The sequence below is a fragment of the Paucibacter sp. M5-1 genome, assembly GCF_027498415.2.
Classification (GTDB): Bacteria; Pseudomonadota; Gammaproteobacteria; order Burkholderiales; family Burkholderiaceae_C; genus Roseateles_E.
Map to the genome: position 1 here is coordinate 3332823 of NZ_JAPZLM020000001.1, position 21729 is coordinate 3354551.

A 21729-nucleotide genomic window follows, 5' to 3' on the forward strand; every position below is an offset into this window, starting at 1 on the left:
GAGGAACTCCGGGATGCTTGAAAGAAAGTGGCCGCAGTGTGGCCGCGCCGCCTTTGCAGATAAACCCCGGATCCGGCGATAGATTCTTGAATAAACTTCAAGAATGAAGACCACGCTCGATGAATTGCAGACCCTGGTCGCCGTGGTCGACGGCGGCTCGATCACCGCCGCCGCCGAGCGCCTGGGCCAGACCGTCTCGGCCGTCAGCCGCTCGCTGGCGCGGCTGGAGGAGAAGCTGGACACCAGCCTCTTGAGCCGCACCACGCGCCGGCTCGCGCTGACCGAGGAGGGCCAGGTCTTGCTGAGCCGGGCGCGCAAGATCCTCGGCTCGGTCGAGGAAGCCGAGGACCAGCTGGCCCAGCGCCGCCAGAAGCCGGCCGGGCGGCTGCGTGTCAATGCGGCCTCGCCCTTCATGCTGCATGTGCTGGTGCCGCTGCTGGGTGACTTGCGGGCGCGCTATCCCGAGCTGGAGCTGGAGCTCAACAGCGATGAGCTGAACATCGACCTGCTGGAGCAGCGCACCGATGTGGCTTTTCGGATCGGCGCGCTGCGCGACTCCACGCTGCACGCGCGGCCGCTGGGCAGCAGCCGGCTGCGCGTGCTGGCCAGCCCGGCCTATCTGAAGGCGGTGGGGCGGCCGCGAACGGTGGCCGACCTGGCCGGCCTGAGCCTGCTGGGCTTTGCGCAGCCCGAGAGCCTGAACGACTGGCCGCTGCGCCACCCGCAGGGCGACGCGCTGCGCATCACGCCCAGCCTGCAGGCCTCCAGCGGCGAGACCCTGCGCCAGCTGGCGCTGGCCGGCCAGGGCCTGGTCTGCCTGGCCGACTTCATGACCCAGGCCGATCGCGAGCGCGGCGATCTGGTGCAGGTGCTGGTCAAGGACACGGTCGAGGTGCTGCAGCCGATCAACGCGGTCTACTACCGCAACACCCAGCTGGCGGCCCGCATCGCCTGCTTTCTCGACCATGTGGCCGAGCGCGTCGCCGGCTGCGCCTGGGTGCTGCGCTAGCGGCCAACACTCGACTCAGGCCGGCGGCGGCGACATCAGGCGGCGTTCGCCGAGCAGCGCCGCCAGCAGCACCCCGGCCGCCATCGCCAGGCCGCTCAGCAGCCCCCATAGCAAGGGCATCAGGATGACCTGCAGCCATTCGCCGGAGGGCAGGTCCGGCTCCGGCGGATCGCCGGCCAGGATCGCGGCGCCGCACAGCAGCCAGATCAGCCAGGCCAGGCCCACGCCATAGAGGCAGCAGGCCGTGTTGCGGCGCCGGCTGCGCCGGTGCGAGCGCAGCGTCAGATAGCTCCAGCCCAGCGCCAGCAGGAACAGCAGCAAGGCAAAGACGGCCGCCTCGGCCAGCAGGTCCGGCAGGCTGCCACGACCGATGGGCCTGGGGCCGCGCGTCAGCAGCACGCTCAGCAGCCCGCCGACGCTGCACAGGGCCAGTCCCGAGATGAAAGCACCGAGAGTCCGCAAAGACTGCATAGTGTCGAAGCCCCCTGCTCAGCAAGAGCCCGTCTGATAGCAAGAAGCCGGCCATCGAGCCGCGCGGGGCGGCGGGGGGCGACCGGAGGAAAAACCGCACCAGGGCCGCGAGCCCGCGACACAGATCGGTGCACCGGCGCCCCGCTCAGCGGCGCCGCGTCAGGCCTTGCAGCAGGACATGGCGCCGCGCCAGCACGCCCGCCACCAGCACCCCGACCAGCACCGCCAGCCCGTTGAGCAGACCCCATAGCGGCGGCACCTGTGGCGACAGCAGCAAGGTGCTCAGCGGCATGGCAACCAGGGATGTCGTCTCGGCCGCGCAGACCACGCCGTACAACAACCAGGCCAGCCAGGCCAGGCCCAGGCCGCCCAGACACCAGGCGGTGGCGGGCCAGCGGCCGCGCCGGTAGGGCCGCAGCGTCACATAGCTCCAGCTCAGGGCCAGCACAAAGATGGGCAGGGCATAGACGGCGGCCTCGGCCAGCAGCTGCGGCAGGCTTTCCGAATGCCCCCACAGCGCGGTCAGCCCCAGCGGCAGACGCAGACCGGCCAGCGAGCCGCCCAGCATCACCGCGGTGCTGTAGAGGGCCAGCCCGGAGGCGAAGGCAGCGATGCGCCGCGAGTGTTTCATGAGGCCCGACAAACTAGGGATGGACGTTGCCCAATTCTGATGGACAGCGCCGCGGCGAAGCGGGCCCACCCCCCCATCTCAAGGGCCGGTCTTACCCCTGCGGCGCGCCCAAACCGTCCAGCAGTCGCTGGAAGGCCAGCCACAGCGGCGGCTGCTCCCGGGCCTCCAGCTGCTCCAGGGCCAGGGCCGCCGCCTCCAGGGTCGAGAGCTGATGCGCGCGCTGGGCCTTGCGGATCGCGTAGCGCGAGGCCGGCGGCTGCTCCCAGCTCAGCCGCGGCAGGGTCTGCAGCAGCGGGTTCAGCGCCAGCATCTTGCGGCTCTTGCGCCAGGTGCCGTCCAGCACGATCAGCCGGCTCGGCGCGGCCGGCAGCGGCGGCCCGGGTCGCACCGGGTCTTGCGGATAGAGCAGCACCGCGCCGTCCAGCAGCGGCGCCAGCTCGGCCGGCTCGAAGACCTCGCCGACCAGCAGCCGGCTGCGCGCCAGGCACAGATGCAGCAGCCGCGCCGTGCCCTTGGCCTGGCGCTCCTCCAGCGGGTGCTGCAGGATCAGCAGCTCCAGCGCGTTGTCCACCGGCGCGGCCAGTGCGCAGATGCAATGGCTTTGCGGGCGCAGGCAGCGCGTGCAGCGGGCACGGGTCATGGTGGCCGTGGCGCTCAGGCCGGACCGAGGCTGTCGAGCAGGCTCAGGAAACGCGCCACATCCAGCGGCTTGGTCAGATAGTCGTCGAAGCCCGCCGCCCGGCCGCGCGCCAGATCCTCGGGCTTGGCATTGGCGCTGACCGCGACCACCGGGATGCCGCGGGTGGCCGGGTCGGCGCGCAGGCGCTGCAGCACCGCATAGCCGTCGAGCTCGGGCAGATTGATGTCCAGCAATATCAGCGCCGGCCGCTGCTCGGCCGCCAGCGCCAGGCCGCCGTGCGCGCCCAGCGCCTTCAGCAGCTCGATGCCGGGCCGCATCGCAACGATGCTCTCGACCAGATGCAGATTGGCCGCGTTGTCTTCGATGCACAGCAGCCGCCAGCTCGGCGCGCTGTCGGGCGGCAGGGCCGGCGCCGGTGCCGATGCGGGCAGGGGCAGTGCCTGCGAGCCCTGCGCCAGCGGCAGCTCGATCCAGAACTCGCTGCCCACACCGGGCCGGCTCTCGACCCCGATGCGGCCCTCCATCAGCTCGACCAGGCGCTTGGCAATGGCCAGGCCGATACCCGTGCCCTCGATCGCGGCCTGGTCGGCCGCCAGCCGCTCGAAGGGCACGAACAGCCGCGCGCGCTGCTCCGCGCTGAGGCCGACGCCGCTGTCGGCCACCGTCAGTCGCAAGCGCCCGCCCAGCGTCCGGCTGCCTATCGTGACCCAGCCCTCGCGCCGGTTGTATTTGATCGCGTTGGACAGCAGGTTCAGCAGCACCTGCTTGAGCCGCACCGGATCGGCCCAGACCAGCAGCGCCTCGGCGCCGGGCTCGGCCTGCATGCGGATGGCGCGCGCCTGGGCCTGCGGGCGCAGCAGCGACAGGCAGTCGGCCAGCAGCGGCGCCAGCGCCACCGACTCGGGCGCCACCGCGAACTTGCCGGACTCGATGCGCGCCAGGTCCAGCACCTCGTTGATCAGGTCCAGCAGATGCTCGCCGGCCTTCAGGATCTCGCGCAGATAGTCGGTCTGCCCGGGCTCGCGCAGCTGCAGCTCCAGCAGCTGGCCGAAGCCCAGGATGGCGTTCAGCGGTGTGCGCAGCTCATGGCTCATGCGCGAGAGGAAATCGCTCTTCGCGGCATTGGCCCGCTCGGCCTCCTGCTTGGCCTGCAGCAGCTCGGCCGTGCGGTCCAGCACGCGCTGCTCCAGCTCCTCATTGAGCTGCTGCAGCGCCCGCTCGGCCTGCTTGCGCGCGGTGATGTCGGTGATGCTGCCGCGTATCAGGCGCTGGTCGGCCGCCGGCATGCGCACCAGCCGCACCTCGCAGGCCACATCGCGGCCGCTGCTGTGCCTGTGCATCCATTCGAACACCGGGCTGCCGCCGTCCAGGGCCTGACGCATCCAGCCCTGGGCCGCCGCCAGGCTGGGCCGGCCGTCGGGCTGGGTCGGCGGGCTCAGCTGGCCGGGGCTGCAGCCCATCAGCTGATCGCGCGGCAGGCCGAACAGGCGCACCGCGTTCTCGTTGACCTCGCAGTAGCAGCCGGCATCGGCGTCGAACATCATGATGGCCTCGGGCGCCAGCTCGATCTGCAGACGGAAGCGCTGCTCGCTGTCGGCCAGGGCCTGGGCGGCGCGGCGCCGCTCGGTCACGTCCATGGTGGTGCCGAACAGGCGCAGAGGCTGCCCGGCCGCGTCATGCTGAACCCGGCCTATCTCCTCCAGCACCCGCTCGCCGTCGGGGCGCAGCACGCGAAACTCGATGCGGTAGGACGGTGTCTGACCCGGCAACAGCGGCCGCTCGACGGTGGCGCGCAGGCGCTCGCGGTCGTCCGGATGCACGACCTGCAGCGCCAGGTCCAGGCTGGGCCGCACCAGGCCGGGCGTGAAGCCGAACAGGCGGAACTCCTCGTCCGACCAGGTCGACTGGCCGCTGATGACGTCGTAGTTCCAGTTGCCCAGATGGGCCATGGTCTGGGCCTCGGCCAGCAAGGCCTCGCTGCGCGCCAGCTGATCGCGCGCCAGCCGCTTCTCGGTGACATCGCGCAGCACCGCCAGCAGGCATTGCTGGTCCTGCAGGGTCACCAGCATCGGGCTGACATCGGCGTAGAAGACCTCGCCGCTCTTGCGCCGGAACGCCAGCTCCTGGGCCAGGCTGAAGTCGCCCCGCTCGATGCGGGCCATCACCTGGCGCATCCGCGGTATCGCATTGGGCGGATGCAGCTCGGGCGGCGTCAGCGCCAGCATCTCGGCCTCGGTATAGCCCAGCATGCGGCAGCAGGCCGGGTTGGCCATCAGCAGCCGGCCATCGGCCACCCGGGCCACCAGAATGCCTTCCTGCGCCTTGTCGTAGATGGCACGCAGCGTGGCCTCGCTGTCCTTGAGCCGGCGCTCCAGCTCGCGCTGCTCGCCGACCTCCCAGAAGATGCCGCAGACCCCGACCGCCCGGCCCTGCGCGTCGAAGATGGGCGTCTTGATCGTGTGGACCGTGCTGTCCATGCCTTCGTGCACATCCTGCTCGTCGAAGGCCTCGACCTCGCCGCGCGCCATCACCCGGGCATCGTCGGCGCGGTATTTGTCGGCCCATTCACGTGGATGCAGCGCGTAGTCGTCGCGGCCGATGATCTCGGCCGGCGTGCGGCCGAAGCGCATCGCGTAATGCTTGTTGACGGCCTGGTAGATGCCTTGCGCATCCTTGATGAAGACGCTTTGCGGGATGTGATCGATCAGCGCGGCATAGCTGGCGCGCTCGTCGCCCAGCGGGTGGGGCGCCTCGGGGGCGGGGTCGGGACGCGCGGCAGACGACATACGGGGCAGGTCTGGGTTCTATGCTGGTTTGCCGGGCAGTATCGGGGACGGGGCTTGCCTAGGGCAACAAGGGCTTGTCATCCAAAAGCGCCTCTATCCTGGCCATCATCGCGCGGTAGGCCGGCGCCTCGGGGCCGCCGTACTGCTGCCGGAATTCGGCGGCGCTGAGGAACTCGGGCAGATCGGAGACATCGGGCAGCAGCTCGGCCTCGGCGAGGCCGGCGGCCAGACGCTGCTGCAGCGCCTGCGGGCGCTGCACGGCCAGCAGCCCCAGCCGGCTGCCGGCGCGGTCGGCGGCGATGTCGTTGAAGCTGAAGCCACTGCCGCCGCGAACATCGGCCTGCTCCTTGTAGAGCCCCACGGCGTCGGCCAGCGGCCCGCCGCCCTCGGCCGCCAGCACCGCCGAGATCAGCAGATGCAGCGGGAAATCGGGCCGGCCATAGAGCTGCACCTCCAGCGGCCGGGGCTGGGGCCAGCCGCGCGCGGCCGGCACCAGCCGGCCCAGGCCCTGGCCGCTGGCATAGGCGGCCAGGCTCAGCAGCGCGGCGCGGTTCTCGGCGGCCGCGTCCTGGCCAGCGGCCGTGCGCTCGGCGGCCAGCTGGAACAGCGGCGTCAGCAGCGCGACCACCGACACCGGGCTGGGCTGCTTGGCGGCCAGCTGCACCAGCCGGTCCGAATAGGCGCGCAGCCGCGCCTGATCGGCGGCCGGCAGCAGCGAGTCCAGCATGCGGCGGTAGCTGTCGGCATGCCATTCATAGGCCAGCTGCACCCGGCCGTGCTCCAGCGCCACATGCTTGATCATCTGGCGCAGCAGCCGCGCTTCCTCGAAGGCCGCGACGCGCGCCAGCGCCCGCTCGCGCAGCAGCGCGGTCAGCCAGTCGGGCAGCGGCAGCCGGCCCAGGCGCAAGTCCACGATGCGCGGCAGGCCGCCGTTCTGCACCAGGCGCGCGCTGGCATTGAGCCAGAACGGTCCGCCCAGCGCCAGGCTGGCGCGGGCCAGCGCATGGCCGTCCTGCAGGCTCAGCCGGGCCGCCAGCTGCGGGTGGCGGCTGGACAGATAGTTCAGCAACAGGGCCAGCTCGGCCTCCGACACCTGGACCGAGCGCAGCTCGCCCGGCGGCCCGAGGCGCGGGTCGTTGCGACGTAAAAAGTTGCGCGCCTTGGCCACATCGGCGGCCGAGATCGCCGGGGGCTGGGGCACGGCCGGCGCGGTCTGCAGGGCCAGCGCCACGGCCAGCAAGGCCGTCAGCAACAGCGCGGACAAGAGGTAGAGGGAGCAGCGAAAAAGCAATGTCATTGGCGCGCAGTCTGCCAGCTTTGCCAGTCGGGCCCGGCCTTCGGTCGAACACTAGAATGCCCCGGCACGCCCGCCTGCCTTCTCGCCAACCCGGAATCTCCTGCCATGCGTTTGATCACCTCCTCGCTGATTGCCCTCGGTCTGGGCAGCGCCCTGCTGGCCTCGGCCTCGGCCCAGGTCACCGTCAAGGACGCCTGGGTGCGCGCCACCGTGCCGCAGCAAAAAGCCACCGGCGCCTTCATGCAGCTGAGCGCCGCCAAGGACAGCCGTCTGGTTTCGGTCAGCTCCAGCGCCGTGCCCATCGTCGAGCTGCATGAGATGGCGATGGACAACCATGTGATGAAGATGCGCCAGATCCCGGCGCTGGAGCTGCCGGCCGGCAAGAGCGTCGAGCTCAAGCCCGGCGGCTATCACCTGATGCTGATGGACCTGAAGCAGCAGGTGAAGGTCGGCGACACGCTGCCGCTGACCCTGGTGTTCGAGGACAAGGCCGGCAAGCGCGAGACCGTCGAGGTCAAGGCCGCGGTGCGCGCGCTGGGCGCGGCGGCCGCCAAGCACGACGGCCATAGCGAGCACAAGCACTGAGCGCCGGTCTTCTTCAGAAGCTGTAGCGCGCCTTCGCGTAGTAGTAGGCGCCGTTGAAGCCGATCGGCGACAGCACGTCGTAGGGGAAGTTGCCGAAATAGCCGATGTCGGCGATCGAGCGGCTGGGGTAGCGGTCACCGATATTGACGCCGCCGACGCTGAGGCTGAAGGCCGGGCTCAGCTTGACTTCGGCTTCCAGATCGAGCTGCCAGCGCGCCGCATAGGTCTGGGTCGGCGTGAAGCCGCCGCCGAAGTCAAACACCCGCGTCGTGCTGCCGTGGCGGGTCGCGCGGGCCTGCCAGTGCCAGGCCCCGCCCTGCCAGTTGGCGCCGATCACATGGCGCAGCCGTGGCGCGGCACCGCTCAGGGTGTTGCGCTCCTCGGTGCCGACCAGGGGCCGGTCGACGCCCAGCGCCACCAGCGCGGCCGGCGTGTTCTGGATGTTGCGCAAGGTGGTCTTGCTATAGGACGAGGCCAGGCTCCAGCGCAGCTCGCCGCCCAGCGCCGCATGGCGCCACTGGCCGACCAGGTCCAGGCCCCGGGTGTGGGTGTCGACCGCATTGGTGAAGAAGTTGACGCTGTCGACCCCGCGCTCGCCGAACCGGCCCTCGATCAGCGCGCTCAGCGCCTCGCTGGACAGGCGCTCGGACAGGGTGATGCGCTGCTTGACCCGCACCGTGTAGGCGTCGACCGAGAGGCTGCTGTTGGCGCTGGGTTGCAGGGTCAGGCCCAGGCTGGCGTTGCGCGCCTTCTCGGCCCGCAGGTCCTGGGCGCCCAGCGCGCGGGCAATCGCCCCGTTGGCCGGCAGGGTGCGCACCTGGCTCAGCGCGCCGCCGTCGCCGCGGTCGGTGACGGTGAAGCTGAAGCCGGTCTGGGCCAGCGAGGGCGCGCGGAAATTGCTCGACAGCGCACCGCGCAGCGCCACCGCGGGCGTGAAGGCATAGCGGGCCGAGAGCTTGGCGGTGGTGGCGGCGCCGAAGTCGGAATAGTGGTCCCAGCGCAGCGCGGCGTCGGCAAACAGTTCGCGCGTCAGGTCGGCGCTGAGGTCGGCATAGAGCCCGGTGACGCGGCGCGACAGCCGGACCGCATCACGCGGCTGCAGGCCCGGCGCGGCCTGGGCACCGGCCGGGCCGTCGAAGGCGCCCACCGCATAGGAGGCCGGGTCGCCGGGCCGGGTCTCGAAGCGCTCGTGCCGCGCCTCGCCGCCCAGCGCCAGCGTCGCCGGCTTGGCAAGACCTGGCAGCAGCAGCTCGCGCGTGAAATCGGCGCTGGCCGTGAGCTGGCGGCTGCCGAACTCGCCGAGATGAAAGCGTGTCGGGCTGGCCGCGCCCAGCGAGGTGTTCAGCGTGTGGCGCAGGCCGTAGTCGAAATCGTTCTGGCCCAGGTTCAGGCTGGCGTCATAGCTCCAGGCCGGGCCCAGCGCGCCGCGCAGCCCGGCCACGGCCTGCAGATCGCGGTTCTTGCCGGTGGTCTGCGGGCGAAAGCCGTTCGGGTAGAGGGCTTTGACATTGGCCCAGCTGTCCGGATAGCGGAAGTAGGCCGCGCCCAGGGTCTCGCGCTGGTCCCAGGTGGCGAAGGCATAGGCCTCGTCGCCGCCGGCCAGGCTCAGGCCGCTGTTGAGCCAGAGGCTGAGCTTGTCGGTCTCGGGCTCGCCGGGCGCGTAGTTGCGCTGGCCCACGGTGGCCAGATTGGCCGGCGTCGGCTCTTCCCAGGGCGGCAGCTGGTCGGGGCCGGCGCGGTTCGTCGCGTTGCGGTGCGCCGCCTCGGCGCCCCAGCGGATGAAGCCGGCGTCGCCGAGCCGGTGGCCCAGCTTGGCGCGCAGCTCGCGGCTCTGGCCATCGGTGAGGCGCTGGCCGGTAGGCTTGAAGTCGGTGTGATGGGCGCCGAGCGTGGCCTCGATCTCGCCACTGTTGCTTCCATTGTTGCTGCGCGCGTCGTCGAGGATGATGTTGATGACGCCGGCGATCGCGTCCGAGCCGTACTGCGCGCCGGCCCCGTCGCGCAGCACCTCGATGCGCTGGATCGCCGACAGCGGGATCGAGTTGAAGTCCACCGGATTGGTGCCCTTGCCGGTCTTGGATTCCAGATTGACGATGGCGCTGTTGTGGCGGCGCTTGCCGTTGATCAGCACCAGCACCTGGTCCGGCGAGAGCCCGCGCAGCTGGGCCGCGCGCACATGGTCGCCGCCGCCCGAGTTGGACTGGCGCGGGAAGTTGAACGAGGGCAGCAGGGCCTGCAGCGCGGCGGCCAGATTGCCGTCGCCGGCCACCGCGCGGCGCAGCTCCTGCTGGCTCAGCACATCGATGGGCACGCTGGAGTTCAGCAGCGTGCGGTCCTTGGCGCGCGTGCCGGTGACCAGCACGCCGTCGAGGCTGTGCTGGGCCAGGGCCGGGCCTTGGGTGATCAGGGCCAGCAGGCTGGCCAGGGCGATGCATTCTTTTGTTCTTTTCATGACGGCGGGGGGATAGGGCAAGAAGTGACCCCGGCGAGGCTAAGGCGCCGACGGCGCGGCGCCAACAACGCATTGGGAATATGCTCATGCAGTCGCGCCGACGCATCAGATGGCGTGTCGATGGGCAGGGCGGTCGGCGTAGCATCGCGCCCCATGTCCGAACCCTCCATCGCCCTGCCCGAGCGCCGCCTCGATGTGCGCCATGCCGTGTCCGTCTGTGTCGGCATGGTGATAGGCGCCGGCATCTTCAAGACCTCGCCGATGGTGGCCGGCGCGCTGGCCAGCGATGCGCAGCTCTACCTGGCCTGGGCCTTCGGCGGCCTGCTGTCCCTGGTCGGCGCGCTGTGCTTTGCCGAGATGGCGGCGGCCTTTCCCGATGCCGGCGGCGACTATCACTTTCTGCGCCGCGCCTATGGCCAGCGCCTGGGCTTTCTGTTCGCCTGGTCGCGCTTCGCGGTGATACACACCGGCTCGATGGCCTTGCTGGCCTTTGTGTTCGGCGACTATCTGGCCCAGGCGATCGATCTCAGCCCCTGGCTCGGGCCCTATGCCAACGCGGTGCTGGCGGCCGGCCTGATCGCGCTGCTGACCGCGCTGAACCTGGCCGGCGTGCGCGTGGGCCTGGGCACCCAGCTGGGCCTGATGAGCGTGGTGCTGGGCGGGCTGGCGCTGCTGGGCGCGGCCGGCCTGTCGCTGGGCGACATGCCACCGCAGACGCCACTGGTCACGGCCGGCGCCACGCCCGACTGGGGCACGGCGATGATCTTCGTCTTCCTGGCCTATGGCGGCTGGAGCGATGCGGCCACCCTGTCGGCCGAGATGCGCGACGCGAAGCACGGCATCGTCAAGGCCTTGCTGATCGGCCTGGCCCTGGTGATGGGCCTGTACCTGCTGGCCAACTGGGCCTATCTGCAGGGCCTGGGCCTGGCCGGCCTGGCGGCGAGCCCCGCACCGGCCGCCGACCTGATGCGCACGGCCTTCGGGCGTGGCGGCGAGTTGTTGATCGTCGGCATCGTCACCTTGACCGCGCTGTCGGTGATGAACGCCATTCTGATCGCCGGGCCGCGCACCACCTATGCGGCGGCGCGCGACCTGGCGCGCGAACTCCACCTGGGCAAATGGAACGCCAAGCGCGGCACGCCGACAGCTGCCGTGCTGGCCACCAGCGGCGTCGCGCTGGCCCTGGTCGCCTTCGGCGCAGCCACGCGGGGCGGCTTCTCGACCATGGTCGACTACCTGTCGCCGGTCTACTGGTTCTTTTTATGCCTCAGCGGCGCCGCCGTCATCGTGCTGCGCCGCCGCGAGCCGGACGCGCCGCGGCCCTTCAAGGTGCCGCTGTACCCGCTGCTGCCGCTGCTCTTTGTGGGCTGCTGCGCCTATCTGCTTTATGCGAGCCTGGTGTATGTGAAGGCGGGGGCGTTGGTGGGGGTGGCGGTGCTGGGGGTGGGGGCGGTGGTGTTGGGGCCGATGACGCGGGGGGCGCGGTAGGGGGTGGGCGGTGCCCGGACATCGGCTCGGCCGGGCATAGGTGGACGGGGCCGGGCTCGGGGGCATTCGTGGGCGGAGAATCGGGTGCGGGTTAGGTCGAGGCTGATTGCACCCAGTTGCGAACTCCCGCTTAGAGTGTCGCCCAGGTACTCTGATCGTTTGGGCCGCGCCAGTGCATCCATCGAGGCTCGTACCTGGCAACCAGCCGAGGCAAAGGTGACTGGCGCACGCTCTGTGGCGTCGGCCAGACTTACCTCGCAGTGATGAATGCCGGGCTGAACACGCTTGCCTGCAATCACAGGCGTGCAAGCTCCTACCGGCCTAACCACGAAGATCAACGCCTGTCGAGACTGTCAAATTACGACGCCGCGTTTGGCGGATCTGATGGCACTGTATAAACATCCAAAATACGGCCAAATGCCGGATTAGCGGAGCTTGCCGGCGGGTGTGGTGTGCTGCATCTGATAGACAGCAACCCGTGAAAAACGGACACGCCTGGGCGCGGTGCTTAGACAACAGTTTGACGCACCGACTCTCTGTCAAGGCCCGCCTCACGAGCAGCTCGCAGCGGGCTGCTTCTGTGGGTATTGACAGCCAATCCCCTCATACCGATGCCCTAGGACGGGTTTATATATAGTTATCCACAATTAAGTGGGTGGTGTGCACATGTTATCCACAGCGTTTTGCACAGTTTGGTGGGTAGACTGCGAGCCAGTAAGAGGAGCCTGATGAGCGCCACAACTAGAAAGCCGGTGAAGTTTGAAAAGCCTCCTGTCGTGGAGGTGTCTTGTGGCGTTACGTTCCGAATGGATAAACCTCTTAAATCGGGCCATGCGGGACTGTACTGGTCGCGCGTTCGTGACGAGTTCCCTCGTTGTGAGGACGCTGCGCCGATCACCGCCCTGTTCGAGACTACCGACGGCGCGCCCAGCGTTCAGTACGAGGTCCTCGACATGCCGGAGCTCCGCCGAACCTGGCTGTTGAACGCCGCCGGGACACACTTGCTCCAGCTCCAGGAAAATCGCTTCATATTCAACTGGAAGCGGAACAGCCTCGACGAGCATTACCCCTCATACGACACTGTCATCGCGGACTTTTGGAAGCAATGGCACCAGTACCGCGACTTCCTCGTCGAACAGGGACTCGGTGCGCCGGTTGCGGTTCAACTGGAGTTGACCTACTTCAATGTGCTGCTGGGTGCCGTTCACTTCCTTCGAGACCATCGTCGGGAAGCTGCCGCTTCTAGGTTCCTCCCGACCTCCGAAGCGATCAATTACCGCGACCAGTTCCTGCTCCCAGAGAACTGTGGCCGGTTACATGTGAACGCGTTGTCTGCTCGACACGTACAGAGCGGTGCGACAGCCCTTCGCCTTGACCTAACCGCACGAGGCCTCCCTAAGGAGGCTTCGGAGCAAGTGTGCAAAGAGTGGTTCGACTTGGCGCACGAGTGGATCACTCACGGATTTGCCGATCTAACTACACCCGAAGCCCACGAGCTTTGGGGGAGGACTGCGTAAATGGAAGCCGTTTTGACCTCCTGGAAGGCAGAGATGCCCACACAAAGTGTTGGGCGCCGAGCCTGGCAAAAGGTCACCACCTTGAAGGCGGGTATCTCCTGGGGCGACGTCGAATTCTTCCAGTCAAGCACGGAAGCCTTGCCCGGTGTCGTCATCACATCCGAGGTTGCGGCCACGGAAGACAAGCGACGCATCATCCAAGGAATGTTCGTCCAGTTCGCCGCTGCTCAGGAAATCTCAAAAGCCACCCAACAAGCTGCTGCGACGGTGCTGTCGTCGCTACCTGCAGAGGCTCAACTGCCCAAGGTAGCCGTTGACGATGGCGGCGTGCTGATGACTTGGGCGGTTGAGGGCAATGGCCGGACGCTCTTAATGGTGGTGGACAATGTGTTGCATGCGGTCGCCAACTCCGGCACACCTGAGGCAATCCATCTCGCCGACATACCCTTCGATGGAATTCTGCCGACGGAGATCCTGAGCGCCATCCCTCGGTAAGCCGAACTCGGTATGGTCGAGGAGATTCCCCCCGAGGACCAAGTCAGTCGGCACATCGACGCTCCCCACAAGTGGAAGCCGGCGGAACAAGAGTTCGAAGAGGCACGACTCTTTGAATTCCCCCGAGATGAACCTGAGTCGGTAGTCTGGCGGCACTACGCCCCTTCAATTGCAGAAATCCACCAGATGGGTTGCCAGCGGCAGGCAGAGAAGCGCCCGGCGAAGCCGAGCTACACGTACGTCGGAGCCATCACCGCCACAGCGGAGGCGATCAGGGCTATTCGGGTCAAGGGTCACGGTTTTCAACTTGAGCATGCGCCTGAGGAAGGGCTATGGCACGCGCACGTGTCGTATCTCAAGGAGCCCAACGCGGAATTCAATAGGGCGCACAAGCTGGACTTGAAGGAGCATCTCCGCAAGGCGTTCGGCCCTTTGGAATCACACAGCTGCACCGATTGAGCCCGGGGGAGCCACGTGGGACGAGGGCGTGCGCTCAAATGCCCAGTCGTGGCGGGGTCAAGTCGTGGCGGGGTCAAGTCTTGAATCTGATGTGCAAATTCAAGACCTGACCCTACTCGGCCCCTACTCGTTCCTGTCCAGGACGATGAAGCAGGATGCGCACATGCCCCCAGGGCATTTGTGCCACAGGCTGTGGGACAAGTTCAAGCTGCGGGCTGAAGAAGGCTTAGAACTGCCGAATGGCAAACAGGCTGGTGCGCGAAAAGCCCTTCATGCCGGGGTAGCTGGCCTGCAAGTCCAGCGCCATCTGCTCCACCGCCGCCGTGCCCCAGGCGCGCTCGCGCTGCCAAGCGTCCAGCTGGCCGGCCAATGTCCCAATACAGGCCCAGCAACTCGGCATTCACCGCCAGCACGGCACGGGTTTGCGAGGCCTGGATGCGCTGTTTGATGGCGGCCAGTGCCTGGCGGTAGTCGGTGTGATGGGTGATGTTGCTCATACCCTCAAACTCCCTGCTGGGGTTTCTTCATCGTCTTTGGCCAGTCGAAGTGTGTGACTCATAGGGCAGGCCGCGGCGCACCGACCACCTTCTGTCCTGTAGCCCAAGCAAGACCAGGAACCAGCTGGTCGACGAATCAAGCTTCTGCAAAGCAGCCGGCCCTGGATGATTGCATATGGCCGGCCGGAGACAATCACCGCCGCCATGTCCTCCGCCCCCCCGCCGTCCACGCTCACCCCCCGCCTCTGGCCCCCCGACGAAGCCACGCTGCGCACGCTGTTCGAGCGCGGGCGGCTCAAGCGCGGCGCTGAGTTGACGCACCAGCTGAGCAATATCCGGCAGGACGCGCACGGCGCCAGCGCGCGCTTCCCCGGCCCGCGCGGCCAGGTCTACGAGCTGGCGCTGCAGGGTGTCGTGGGTCGCGATGGCGAGCCGCACTACAGCGCGCTGTGCAGCTGCCGCACCGCGCGTTTTTGCGAGCACGCGGCGGCGCTGATGTTGAAACTGCAGACCGAGGCGGATGCGCCGCTGCGCGCGCAGCTCTTGCACACCTGGGTCGAGGCGCTGCGCCGCAAGGCCGGCCGTGCCGAGCTGCAGCAGCTGCCGCGTCTGCCCGAGGCCGATGCGGCCAAGCTGATGGATCTGCTGCTGGGCGATGCGATGCCGCCTGCACCTGCGCCGCGGCCCGAACCGGCAGCGCCCGAGCCCGTCGGTGAGTCCGCCCGGTTCCGCCCGCGCCTGACCCTGAAGACCCTGGGCCGTGGCGACGGTCTGCTGGGTCTGAGCCCCAGCGGCGGAAAACTGGGGCCGCGCGGCGATGTGGTCACGGTCGCCCAGGTGGACTGGACCTACCGGCTGGCCGATGGCCTGCTGTGGACCACGCCGGCGCCGCGCTCGCTGCTGAACAGCCGGCCGGGCGCGACGCAGACGCTGGACGGCGGGCGCAGGCTTCAGCGCGATCTCGGCGCCGAGGCCGAGGCGCGCGACCAGCTCTGGGCCCTGGGCTTGCTGCCGCTGGACCCGGCCGCGCTGCAATGGCGCAGCCCGGCGGCCGTAGCCGGGCACGAGAACCTCTGGACCCTGCTGCAGGAGGAGTTCTTCGGCGAGTTCTGGACCGAGCGGGTGCCCGAGCTGCAGAAGCTGGGCTGGGCGGTCGAGGCGCGGCCCGGTTTCGCGCACCGCGCGGTGGCCGGCGAGGCCTGGCGCATCCGCATCGATCCGCTCAGCCTGCCGGCCCGCGAGGGCGCCTGGCTGCTGAGCCTGGGCGTCGAGATCGAGGGCGAGAGCCTGGATCTGGCGCCGATGATTGCCGACCTCTTGCGCCGCGATGCGCGCTGGTTCGATGCCGAGCAGATCGCGGCCATCGACGACCTGTCCATCATCCTGCTGCACGCGCCGGGCGGGCGCCGCATCGAGGCGCCGGCGTCCATCCTCAAGCCCATACTCGGCGCGATGGTGGACCTGCTGGCCGACCCCAAGCGCGCCGAGGGCCCGCTGCAGCTCAGCGACTGGGATGCCGGCCGGCTGGAGCTGCTGGACCAGGGCCGCGCCGGCTGGCAGATCCAGGGCGACGCCGGCCTGCGCCAGATGGCCAACAAGCTGCGCGCGGCCGGCTCGCCGCGGCCGGTGGCGCCGCCCGAGGGCCTGGGCCTGACGCTGCGCGGCTACCAGCTGGCCGGCCTGGCCTGGCTGCAATACCTGCGTGAGCAAGGCCTGGCCGGCATCCTGGCCGACGATATGGGCCTGGGCAAGACGGCCCAGGCCCTGGCCCATCTGCTGCTCGAAAAGCAGGCCGGCCGCATGGCCGATCGGCCGGCGCTGGCCGTGCTGCCGACCTCGCTGCTGTTCAACTGGCTGGCCGAGGCGCGGCGCATCGCGCCGGAGCTGCGCGTGCTGCTGCTGCACGGGCCCGAGCGCCATGCGCACTTCCCGCGCCTGGCCGACTACGACCTGGTGCTGTCGACCTATCCGCTGCTGTGGCGCGATATCGAGGCGCTGGCCGCCCAACCCTGGCATCTGCTGATCCTCGACGAGGCGCAGACGGTCAAGAACGCCGGCAGCCGCGCGGCCAAGGCGGTGCGGCGCCTGCGCGCGCGGCACCGGCTGGCGCTGACCGGCACGCCGCTGGAAAACCATCTGGGCGAGCTGTGGGCGCAGTTCGACTTTTTGATGCCGGGCTTTCTGGGCGACGAGCGCAGTTTTTTCAGGCTCTGGCGCAAGCCCATCGAGGTCAATGGCGAGAGCCTGCGCGCCCAGCTGCTGAGCGCACGGGTGCGGCCCTTCATCCTGCGCCGGCGCAAGGAGGAGGTGGCCACCGAGCTGCCGCCGCTGACCGAGGTGACGCGGCGGGTGCGGCTCTATGGCCAGCAGCGCGATCTGTATGAGAGCGTGCGGGTGGCGGCCGATACCCAGGTGCGGCGCGTGCTGCAGCGGCGCGGCTTTGGCGCTTCGCAGATCACCGTGCTGGACGCCTTGCTGAAGCTGCGCCAGGTCTGCTGCGACCCGCTGCTGCTGAAGGATGTGGAACAGATCAAACCCGACACCGAGCGCGCCAAGCTGGAGCTGCTGGCCGAGATGCTGCCGGAGCTGCTGGCCGAGGGGCGGCGGGTGCTGGTGTTCTCGCAGTTCGCCGAGATGCTGGGGCTGATCGCCGCGCAGCTGCGGCAGCAGGAACTGGACTTCCTGGTGCTGACCGGCGCGACGCCGGTGGCGCAACGCGGCGAGATCGTGCGGCGCTTCCAGGCCGAGGCCTGCCCCCTGATGCTGATCAGTCTGAAGGCCGGCGGCGTCGGCCTGAACCTGACGGCGGCCGACACGGTGATCCATGTCGACCCCTGGTGGAACCCGGCCGTCGAGGCCCAGGCCAGCGCGCGGGCGCACCGCATCGGCCAGGACAAGCCGGTGTTTGTCTACAAACTGGTGGTGGAAGGCAGCATCGAGGAACGGATGCTGGAGCTGCAGGCCCGCAAGCTGGCGCTGGCCGAGGGCGTGCTGGGCAGTGACGGGGCCGATGCGGCCAAGTTCACCGAGCAGGATCTAGAGCGGCTGCTGGCGCCGCTGGCCTGAGAAATGCACCTTAGCGGTGCATTTCCGGTTCAGCGCTTGCGGTCGAAACGCAGGGCGCGGGCCAGGCTGCGGCGGTCGCTGCCCAGGCTGCCGGGCTCGAAAGCCTCGTGCTTGCGGCCTTTGTCGGTATTCAGCTCCGCCATTGCCAGGGGGCGGACTTGAGATTCGTTGCGTTGCTGTTGGTGCTGCTGACTTTTCATGGCTGATGCCTTCTTCTCCAGCCCGACTTGGTGCAATTACCTGCGGGTACGGGCACAACGCCGTCCAAACTGGGGCGGTTGACAGCGACTTGCAACAAATCTTTGCCGCTTTCTCGCTACAGTGCAGCGCCATGCCGCCCAACGCCCCCGCCGCCCTGCCCGCCACCACCCTGGTCGCCTGCCTGTGCGCCGGCTGGTGCCGGGTCTGCGACGACTACCACGCGGTCTTTGCCGCGCTGCGCGAGCAGCACCCGGGCTACCGTTTTGTCTGGGTCGATATCGAGGACGATGCCGAGCTGGTCGGCGATCTGGAGGTCGAGACCTTCCCGACCCTGCTGGTCGGCCAGGGCCAGCAGCTGCGCTTCATCGGCCCGGTGACGCCCCAGCTGGCCACCGCCCAGCGCCTGCTGGCGGCGCTTGGCGCCGGCCCGGCCACCCCAGCCAGCCCCGCCGCCCAGGCCCTGCTGTCCCGGCTGCAACAGAGCTGTTGAGCCGCATGCGGGAGAATGGGCGACCTGCTCAACCCCATCAGCCATGACGGTTCAACTCAAAAAGTCTGCCCCCGCCAGCGCCATCGCCATCACCGTGGTCGACCGCGCCGCCTTCCAGGCCCTTGCCCCGCAACTCCCCGCGCCGACCCGCCACTGGCTGGCGACGCTGGGCTTTGTCGGCGCGCCCGACAGCCTGGCCCTGGTGCCGGGGCCGGACGGCAAGCTGGGCCGGGTGTTCGCCGGCGTGGCCCACGCCCATGCGCCGTTCGCGCTGTCCGCGCTGCCGCAAGCCCTGCCGGAAGGCGTCTACGCCCTGGCCGAGGATGGCCTGGCGATGGACGCCGAGGCGGCCGCGCTGTCCTGGGAACTGGGCGGCTATCAGTTCGACCTCTACAAGCCGCGCCGCCGCCCGCCGGCGGTGCTGACCCTGACGAACAGCCCGGCGGCCCAGCGCGGCCTGGCGCTGGCCACCGCGATGGCCGCGACCCGCGACCTGGTCAACACCCCGGCCGAGCATATGGGCCCGGAGGAGCTGGCCAAGGCCGCCCAGCTGGTGGCCAAGCAGCACGGCGCCAGCTTCAAGCAGATCGTCGGCGACGCGCTGCTGAAGCAGAACTTCCCGGCCATCCATGCGGTGGGCCGCGCCAGCCACCGGGCACCGCGCCTGATCGAGCTGAACTGGGGCTCGCCCAAGGCACCGCTGCTGAGCATCGTCGGCAAGGGCGTCTGCTTCGATACCGGCGGCCTGAACATCAAGGGCGGCGAGGGCATGCGCCAGATGAAGAAGGACATGGGCGGCGCCGCCAATGCGCTGGGCCTGGCCAGCTTGATCATGGCCTTGAAGCTGCCGGTGCGCCTGCAGGTGCTGATCCCGGCGGTCGAAAACGCGATCTCGGGCAATGCCTACCGCCCCGGCGACATCGTGCCGACCCGCAAGGGCCTGCATATCGAGATCGGCAACACCGATGCCGAGGGCCGCGTGATCCTCAGCGACGCGCTGGCCTATGCCTCGGAGCACAAGCCCGAGCTGATCATCGACCTGGCGACGCTGACCGGCGCCGCCCGCGTGGCCCTGGGCGCGCAGCTGCCGGCGCTGTTCAGCAAGCATTTCGATACCGCCCGCGACCTGGTCGACCTGGGCCTGAAGCTGGACGACCCGCTGTGGCATATGCCGCTGTGGGCGCCCTACAAGGCCAGCATCGAGAGCACGATCGGCGACATCGTCAACACCGGCAAGACCCCGCTGGCCGGCGCGGTCACCGCCGCGCTGTTCCTCGAGTACTTCGTGCCGGAGAACCAGGACTGGCTGCATATCGACCTGTTCGCCTGGAACGATGTGGCCCGGCCGGGGCGCCCCATCGGCGGCGAGGCGCAGACCATACGCACGCTGCTGGCCTATCTGGAGCAGCGCTTCACGGCCTGAGCCCGTGGCTTGGCGCCGGGCAGCGGCGTCTCGTCGCAGCCCGGTGGCCGGCGCCGCCGCGCTGCGGCACAGTGGCGGCCATCGTCACAGTCCGGCCCCAGCCGCCGCCCGCCATGCTGATCAACGCCCTCGTCGCCTTTGTGCATTTCCTGGCCGTGTTCGGCATCGTCGCCGCGCTGGCCTATCAATGGCTGAGCTTCGGCCCGACGCCCAGCCTGCAAGAGGCCCGGCGCCTGGCCCAGGTCGACCGGATCTACGGCCTCAGCGCCGTGACCCTGCTGCTGGCCGGCTTCGCCCGCGCCTACCATTTCGAGAAGGGTTGGGCCTTCTACAGCGCCAATCCCTTCTTCCATCTGAAGCTGGGCCTGTTTGTCGCGATCGGCCTGCTGTCCATCATCCCCACCGTCACCTTCATCCGCTGGGGTGCCGAGCTGAAGGCCGGCCGCGCACCGCAGGTCAGCGCGGCCCAGCACCGGCGCGTGCGGCTGAGCCTGAATCTGCAGCTGGGCCTGTTGCTGCCGCTGAGCCTGTGCGCCTCGCTGATGGCCAAGGGCATGGGCTTCTAGCGCTCAGTCGCCGGCCCGTATCCACGCCGCCGCCCGCTCGGCGATCATCAAGGTCGGCGAGTTGGTGTTGCCGCTGGTGATGCTGGGCATCACGCTGGCATCGATGACGCGCAGCCTCGCGACGCCGCGCACCCGCAGCCGGCTGTCGACCACGGCCAGCGCGTCGTCGGCGCGGCCCATCTTGCAGGTGCCGACCGGGTGGAAGATCGTCGTCGCGATATCGCCGGCCAGGCGGGCCAGCTCCTCGTCGCTCTGGTACTGCGGGCCGGGCTTGAACTCCTCGGGCTTGTAGGGCGCCAGCGCCGGCTGCGCGACGATGCGGCGGGTCAGCCGCAAGCTCTCGGCGGCGATGCGACGGTCCTCGTCGGTGCTCAGATAGTTGGGCGCGATCGCCGGTGCGGCCTGCGGATCGGCCGAGCGGATCTGCACCGTGCCCCGGCTCGTCGGGTTCAGATTGCAGACGCTGGCGGTGAAGGCATTGAAGCCGTGCAGCGGCTCGCCGAAGGCATCGAGCGAGAGCGGCTGGACGTGGTACTGCAGATCGGGCCAGGTCTTGTCCGGGCTGCTCTTCGCGAAGGCGCCCAGCTGCGAGGGCGCCATGCTCATCGGCCCGCTGCGCTTGAACGCATATTCCAGGCCGATCAGGGCCTTGCCGAACAGGCTCCCGGCCCGCGTGTTCAAGGTCTTGGCGCCGGCCACCTTGAAGACCGCGCGGATCTGCAGATGGTCTTGCAGATTGGCGCCGACGCCGGGCAGGTCCTGCCGGACCTCGATGCCGTGCTGTTGCAAGAGTGCCGCCGGCCCGATACCGGAGAGCTGCAGGATCTGCGGCGAGCCGATCGCGCCGGCCGCAAGCAAGACCTCGCCGCCGGGCTCCAGCGCGACGGTCTCCAGCCCATGCGGCGTCATCACCACGGCGCCGCTGCACTGCAGCGCGCCGTCGACGCCGCGGTCCAGCGTCAGCCGCTGCACCTGCGAGCCGGTCCACAGCTCGAAGTTGGGCCGGCCGTAGCAGGTCGGGCGCAGAAAGGCCTTGGCGGTGTTCCAGCGCCAGCCGGCGCGCTGGTTGACCTCGAAATAGCCGACGCCCTCGTTACTGCCGCTGTTGAAATCCTCGGTGGCCGGGATGCCGGCCTGGGTGGCGGCCTGGGCAAAGGCATCGAGGATGTCCCAGCGCAGCCGTTGACGCTCGACCCGCCACTCACCGCCATGGCCGTGCAGGGCCTTGAACGCCTCGCTGCCCTGGCCGCCGTCGAGCCGCCAGTGGTTCTCGTGCTTCCTGAAGAAGGGCAGGCTTTCGTCCCAGCGCCAGGCGGGGTCGGACGTTGCCTGGGCCCAGCCGTCGTAATCGCGGGCCTGGCCGCGCATATAGATCATGCCGTTGATGCTGGAGCAGCCGCCCAGCACCTTGCCTCGCGGGTAGCGCAGCGCGCGGCCGTTCAGGCCGGCGTCGGGCTCGGTCTGGTACAGCCAGTCGGTGCGCGGATTGCCGATGCAGTAGAGATAGCCGACCGGGATGTGGATCCAGTGGTAATCGTCCTTGCCGCCGGCCTCCAGCAGCAGCACGCGCTTGGAAGCATCGGCACTGAGCCGGTTGGCCAGCAGGCAGCCGGCCGTGCCGGCGCCGATGATGATGTAGTCGAAAGTCAGAGCCAT

General features: G+C 69.1%; 18 protein-coding genes. 10 read left to right on the forward strand and 8 right to left on the reverse strand.

The window, feature by feature from the left end; translation table 11 throughout:
• The first annotated feature begins 103 nt into the window (after positions 1–103).
• Positions 104–1009: a LysR substrate-binding domain-containing protein gene (locus O5M90_RS15565; RefSeq protein WP_269839455.1), complete on the forward strand. Its 906-nt coding sequence runs from the start codon at positions 104–106 to the stop codon at positions 1007–1009.
• A 15-nt stretch (positions 1010–1024) separates the two neighbouring features.
• Here the strand turns inward: O5M90_RS15565 and O5M90_RS15570 are convergent, their stop codons facing one another.
• The 5 genes from O5M90_RS15570 to O5M90_RS15590 form a co-directional block, all read right to left on the reverse strand.
• Entirely contained in the window at positions 1025–1480 is a 456-nt protein-coding gene (locus O5M90_RS15570) for a hypothetical protein (RefSeq protein WP_269839456.1), read from the reverse strand.
• Positions 1481–1625: 145 nt separating this feature from the next.
• Positions 1626–2111 carry a hypothetical protein gene (locus tag O5M90_RS15575; protein WP_269839457.1) on the reverse strand — a complete coding sequence of 162 codons (486 nt, stop codon included), beginning with the start codon at positions 2109–2111 and terminating at the stop codon, positions 1626–1628.
• A gap of 91 nt (positions 2112–2202) precedes the next feature.
• Positions 2203–2751 (reverse strand): tRNA-uridine aminocarboxypropyltransferase, encoded by a 549-nt coding sequence (locus tag O5M90_RS15580; protein ID WP_269839458.1) that lies wholly within the window; start codon positions 2749–2751, stop codon positions 2203–2205.
• A 14-nt stretch (positions 2752–2765) separates the two neighbouring features.
• Positions 2766–5537 (reverse strand): PAS domain-containing hybrid sensor histidine kinase/response regulator, encoded by a 2772-nt coding sequence (locus O5M90_RS15585; RefSeq protein WP_269839459.1) that lies wholly within the window; start codon positions 5535–5537, stop codon positions 2766–2768.
• A gap of 58 nt (positions 5538–5595) precedes the next feature.
• On the reverse strand, positions 5596–6834 hold the full coding sequence (locus tag O5M90_RS15590) for a hypothetical protein (RefSeq protein ID WP_269839460.1): 1239 nt from the start codon (positions 6832–6834) through the stop codon (positions 5596–5598).
• 105 nt (positions 6835–6939) lie between these two features.
• On the opposite strand from O5M90_RS15590, the gene O5M90_RS15595 reads away from it, so the two are divergent.
• Positions 6940–7419: a copper chaperone PCu(A)C gene (locus O5M90_RS15595; RefSeq protein WP_269839461.1), complete on the forward strand. Its 480-nt coding sequence runs from the start codon at positions 6940–6942 to the stop codon at positions 7417–7419.
• A gap of 13 nt (positions 7420–7432) precedes the next feature.
• On the opposite strand, the gene O5M90_RS15600 is transcribed toward O5M90_RS15595, so the two are convergent.
• Positions 7433–9871 (reverse strand): TonB-dependent receptor plug domain-containing protein, encoded by a 2439-nt coding sequence (locus O5M90_RS15600; RefSeq protein WP_269839462.1) that lies wholly within the window; start codon positions 9869–9871, stop codon positions 7433–7435.
• A 153-nt stretch (positions 9872–10024) separates the two neighbouring features.
• On the opposite strand from O5M90_RS15600, the gene O5M90_RS15605 reads away from it, so the two are divergent.
• From O5M90_RS15605 to O5M90_RS15620, 4 genes are all read left to right on the forward strand, one after another.
• Positions 10025–11359: an APC family permease gene (locus O5M90_RS15605; protein WP_269839463.1), complete on the forward strand. Its 1335-nt coding sequence runs from the start codon at positions 10025–10027 to the stop codon at positions 11357–11359.
• Between the two features lie 728 nt (positions 11360–12087).
• Positions 12088–12876, forward strand: a complete 789-nt coding sequence (locus O5M90_RS15610; RefSeq protein WP_269839464.1) for a TIGR04255 family protein — start codon at positions 12088–12090, stop codon at positions 12874–12876.
• Positions 12877–13371, forward strand: a complete 495-nt coding sequence (locus O5M90_RS15615) for a hypothetical protein (RefSeq protein WP_269839465.1) — start codon at positions 12877–12879, stop codon at positions 13369–13371.
• 12 nt (positions 13372–13383) lie between these two features.
• On the forward strand, positions 13384–13830 hold the full coding sequence (locus O5M90_RS15620) for a hypothetical protein (RefSeq protein ID WP_440402156.1): 447 nt from the start codon (positions 13384–13386) through the stop codon (positions 13828–13830).
• 226 nt (positions 13831–14056) lie between these two features.
• On the opposite strand, the gene O5M90_RS15625 is transcribed toward O5M90_RS15620, so the two are convergent.
• Entirely contained in the window at positions 14057–14230 is a 174-nt protein-coding gene (locus O5M90_RS15625) for a DUF1016 N-terminal domain-containing protein (protein ID WP_269839466.1), read from the reverse strand.
• A 592-nt stretch (positions 14231–14822) separates the two neighbouring features.
• On the opposite strand from O5M90_RS15625, the gene O5M90_RS15630 reads away from it, so the two are divergent.
• From O5M90_RS15630 to O5M90_RS15645, 4 genes are all read left to right on the forward strand, one after another.
• A complete protein-coding gene (locus O5M90_RS15630) occupies positions 14823–17393 on the forward strand; it encodes a DEAD/DEAH box helicase (protein WP_440402515.1) in 2571 nt (856 codons plus the stop codon).
• Between the two features lie 331 nt (positions 17394–17724).
• Positions 17725–18084 (forward strand): thioredoxin family protein, encoded by a 360-nt coding sequence (locus tag O5M90_RS15635; protein WP_137944948.1) that lies wholly within the window; start codon positions 17725–17727, stop codon positions 18082–18084.
• Between the two features lie 43 nt (positions 18085–18127).
• Positions 18128–19507: a leucyl aminopeptidase family protein gene (locus O5M90_RS15640; RefSeq protein WP_269839467.1), complete on the forward strand. Its 1380-nt coding sequence runs from the start codon at positions 18128–18130 to the stop codon at positions 19505–19507.
• 113 nt (positions 19508–19620) lie between these two features.
• Complete coding sequence (locus O5M90_RS15645; RefSeq protein ID WP_269839468.1) at positions 19621–20073, forward strand: DUF2214 family protein; 453 nt, start codon at positions 19621–19623, stop codon at positions 20071–20073.
• A gap of 3 nt (positions 20074–20076) precedes the next feature.
• Here O5M90_RS15645 and O5M90_RS15650 read toward each other — a convergent pair whose 3' ends face one another.
• Complete coding sequence (locus O5M90_RS15650; protein ID WP_269839469.1) at positions 20077–21729, reverse strand: GMC family oxidoreductase; 1653 nt, start codon at positions 21727–21729, stop codon at positions 20077–20079.

What these genes read in the sequence shown, in the direction of transcription:
- O5M90_RS15565 (WP_269839455.1), top strand. Translation starts at nt 104, where the DNA reads ATGAAGACCACGCTCGATGAATTGCAGACCCTGGTCGCCGTGGTCGAC.
- O5M90_RS15570 (WP_269839456.1), bottom strand. Translation starts at nt 1,480, where the DNA reads ATGCAGTCTTTGCGGACTCTCGGTGCTTTCATCTCGGGACTGGCCCTG.
- O5M90_RS15575 (WP_269839457.1), bottom strand. Translation starts at nt 2,111, where the DNA reads ATGAAACACTCGCGGCGCATCGCTGCCTTCGCCTCCGGGCTGGCCCTC.
- O5M90_RS15580 (WP_269839458.1), bottom strand. Translation starts at nt 2,751, where the DNA reads ATGACCCGTGCCCGCTGCACGCGCTGCCTGCGCCCGCAAAGCCATTGC.
- O5M90_RS15585 (WP_269839459.1), bottom strand. Translation starts at nt 5,537, where the DNA reads ATGTCGTCTGCCGCGCGTCCCGACCCCGCCCCCGAGGCGCCCCACCCG.
- O5M90_RS15590 (WP_269839460.1), bottom strand. Translation starts at nt 6,834, where the DNA reads ATGACATTGCTTTTTCGCTGCTCCCTCTACCTCTTGTCCGCGCTGTTG.
- O5M90_RS15595 (WP_269839461.1), top strand. Translation starts at nt 6,940, where the DNA reads ATGCGTTTGATCACCTCCTCGCTGATTGCCCTCGGTCTGGGCAGCGCC.
- O5M90_RS15600 (WP_269839462.1), bottom strand. Translation starts at nt 9,871, where the DNA reads ATGAAAAGAACAAAAGAATGCATCGCCCTGGCCAGCCTGCTGGCCCTG.
- O5M90_RS15605 (WP_269839463.1), top strand. Translation starts at nt 10,025, where the DNA reads ATGTCCGAACCCTCCATCGCCCTGCCCGAGCGCCGCCTCGATGTGCGC.
- O5M90_RS15610 (WP_269839464.1), top strand. Translation starts at nt 12,088, where the DNA reads ATGAGCGCCACAACTAGAAAGCCGGTGAAGTTTGAAAAGCCTCCTGTC.
- O5M90_RS15615 (WP_269839465.1), top strand. Translation starts at nt 12,877, where the DNA reads ATGGAAGCCGTTTTGACCTCCTGGAAGGCAGAGATGCCCACACAAAGT.
- O5M90_RS15620 (WP_440402156.1), top strand. Translation starts at nt 13,384, where the DNA reads ATGGTCGAGGAGATTCCCCCCGAGGACCAAGTCAGTCGGCACATCGAC.
- O5M90_RS15625 (WP_269839466.1), bottom strand. Translation starts at nt 14,230, where the DNA reads ATGCCGAGTTGCTGGGCCTGTATTGGGACATTGGCCGGCCAGCTGGAC.
- O5M90_RS15630 (WP_440402515.1), top strand. Translation starts at nt 14,823, where the DNA reads ATGTTGAAACTGCAGACCGAGGCGGATGCGCCGCTGCGCGCGCAGCTC.
- O5M90_RS15635 (WP_137944948.1), top strand. Translation starts at nt 17,725, where the DNA reads ATGCCGCCCAACGCCCCCGCCGCCCTGCCCGCCACCACCCTGGTCGCC.
- O5M90_RS15640 (WP_269839467.1), top strand. Translation starts at nt 18,128, where the DNA reads ATGACGGTTCAACTCAAAAAGTCTGCCCCCGCCAGCGCCATCGCCATC.
- O5M90_RS15645 (WP_269839468.1), top strand. Translation starts at nt 19,621, where the DNA reads ATGCTGATCAACGCCCTCGTCGCCTTTGTGCATTTCCTGGCCGTGTTC.
- O5M90_RS15650 (WP_269839469.1), bottom strand. Translation starts at nt 21,729, where the DNA reads ATGGCTCTGACTTTCGACTACATCATCATCGGCGCCGGCACGGCCGGC.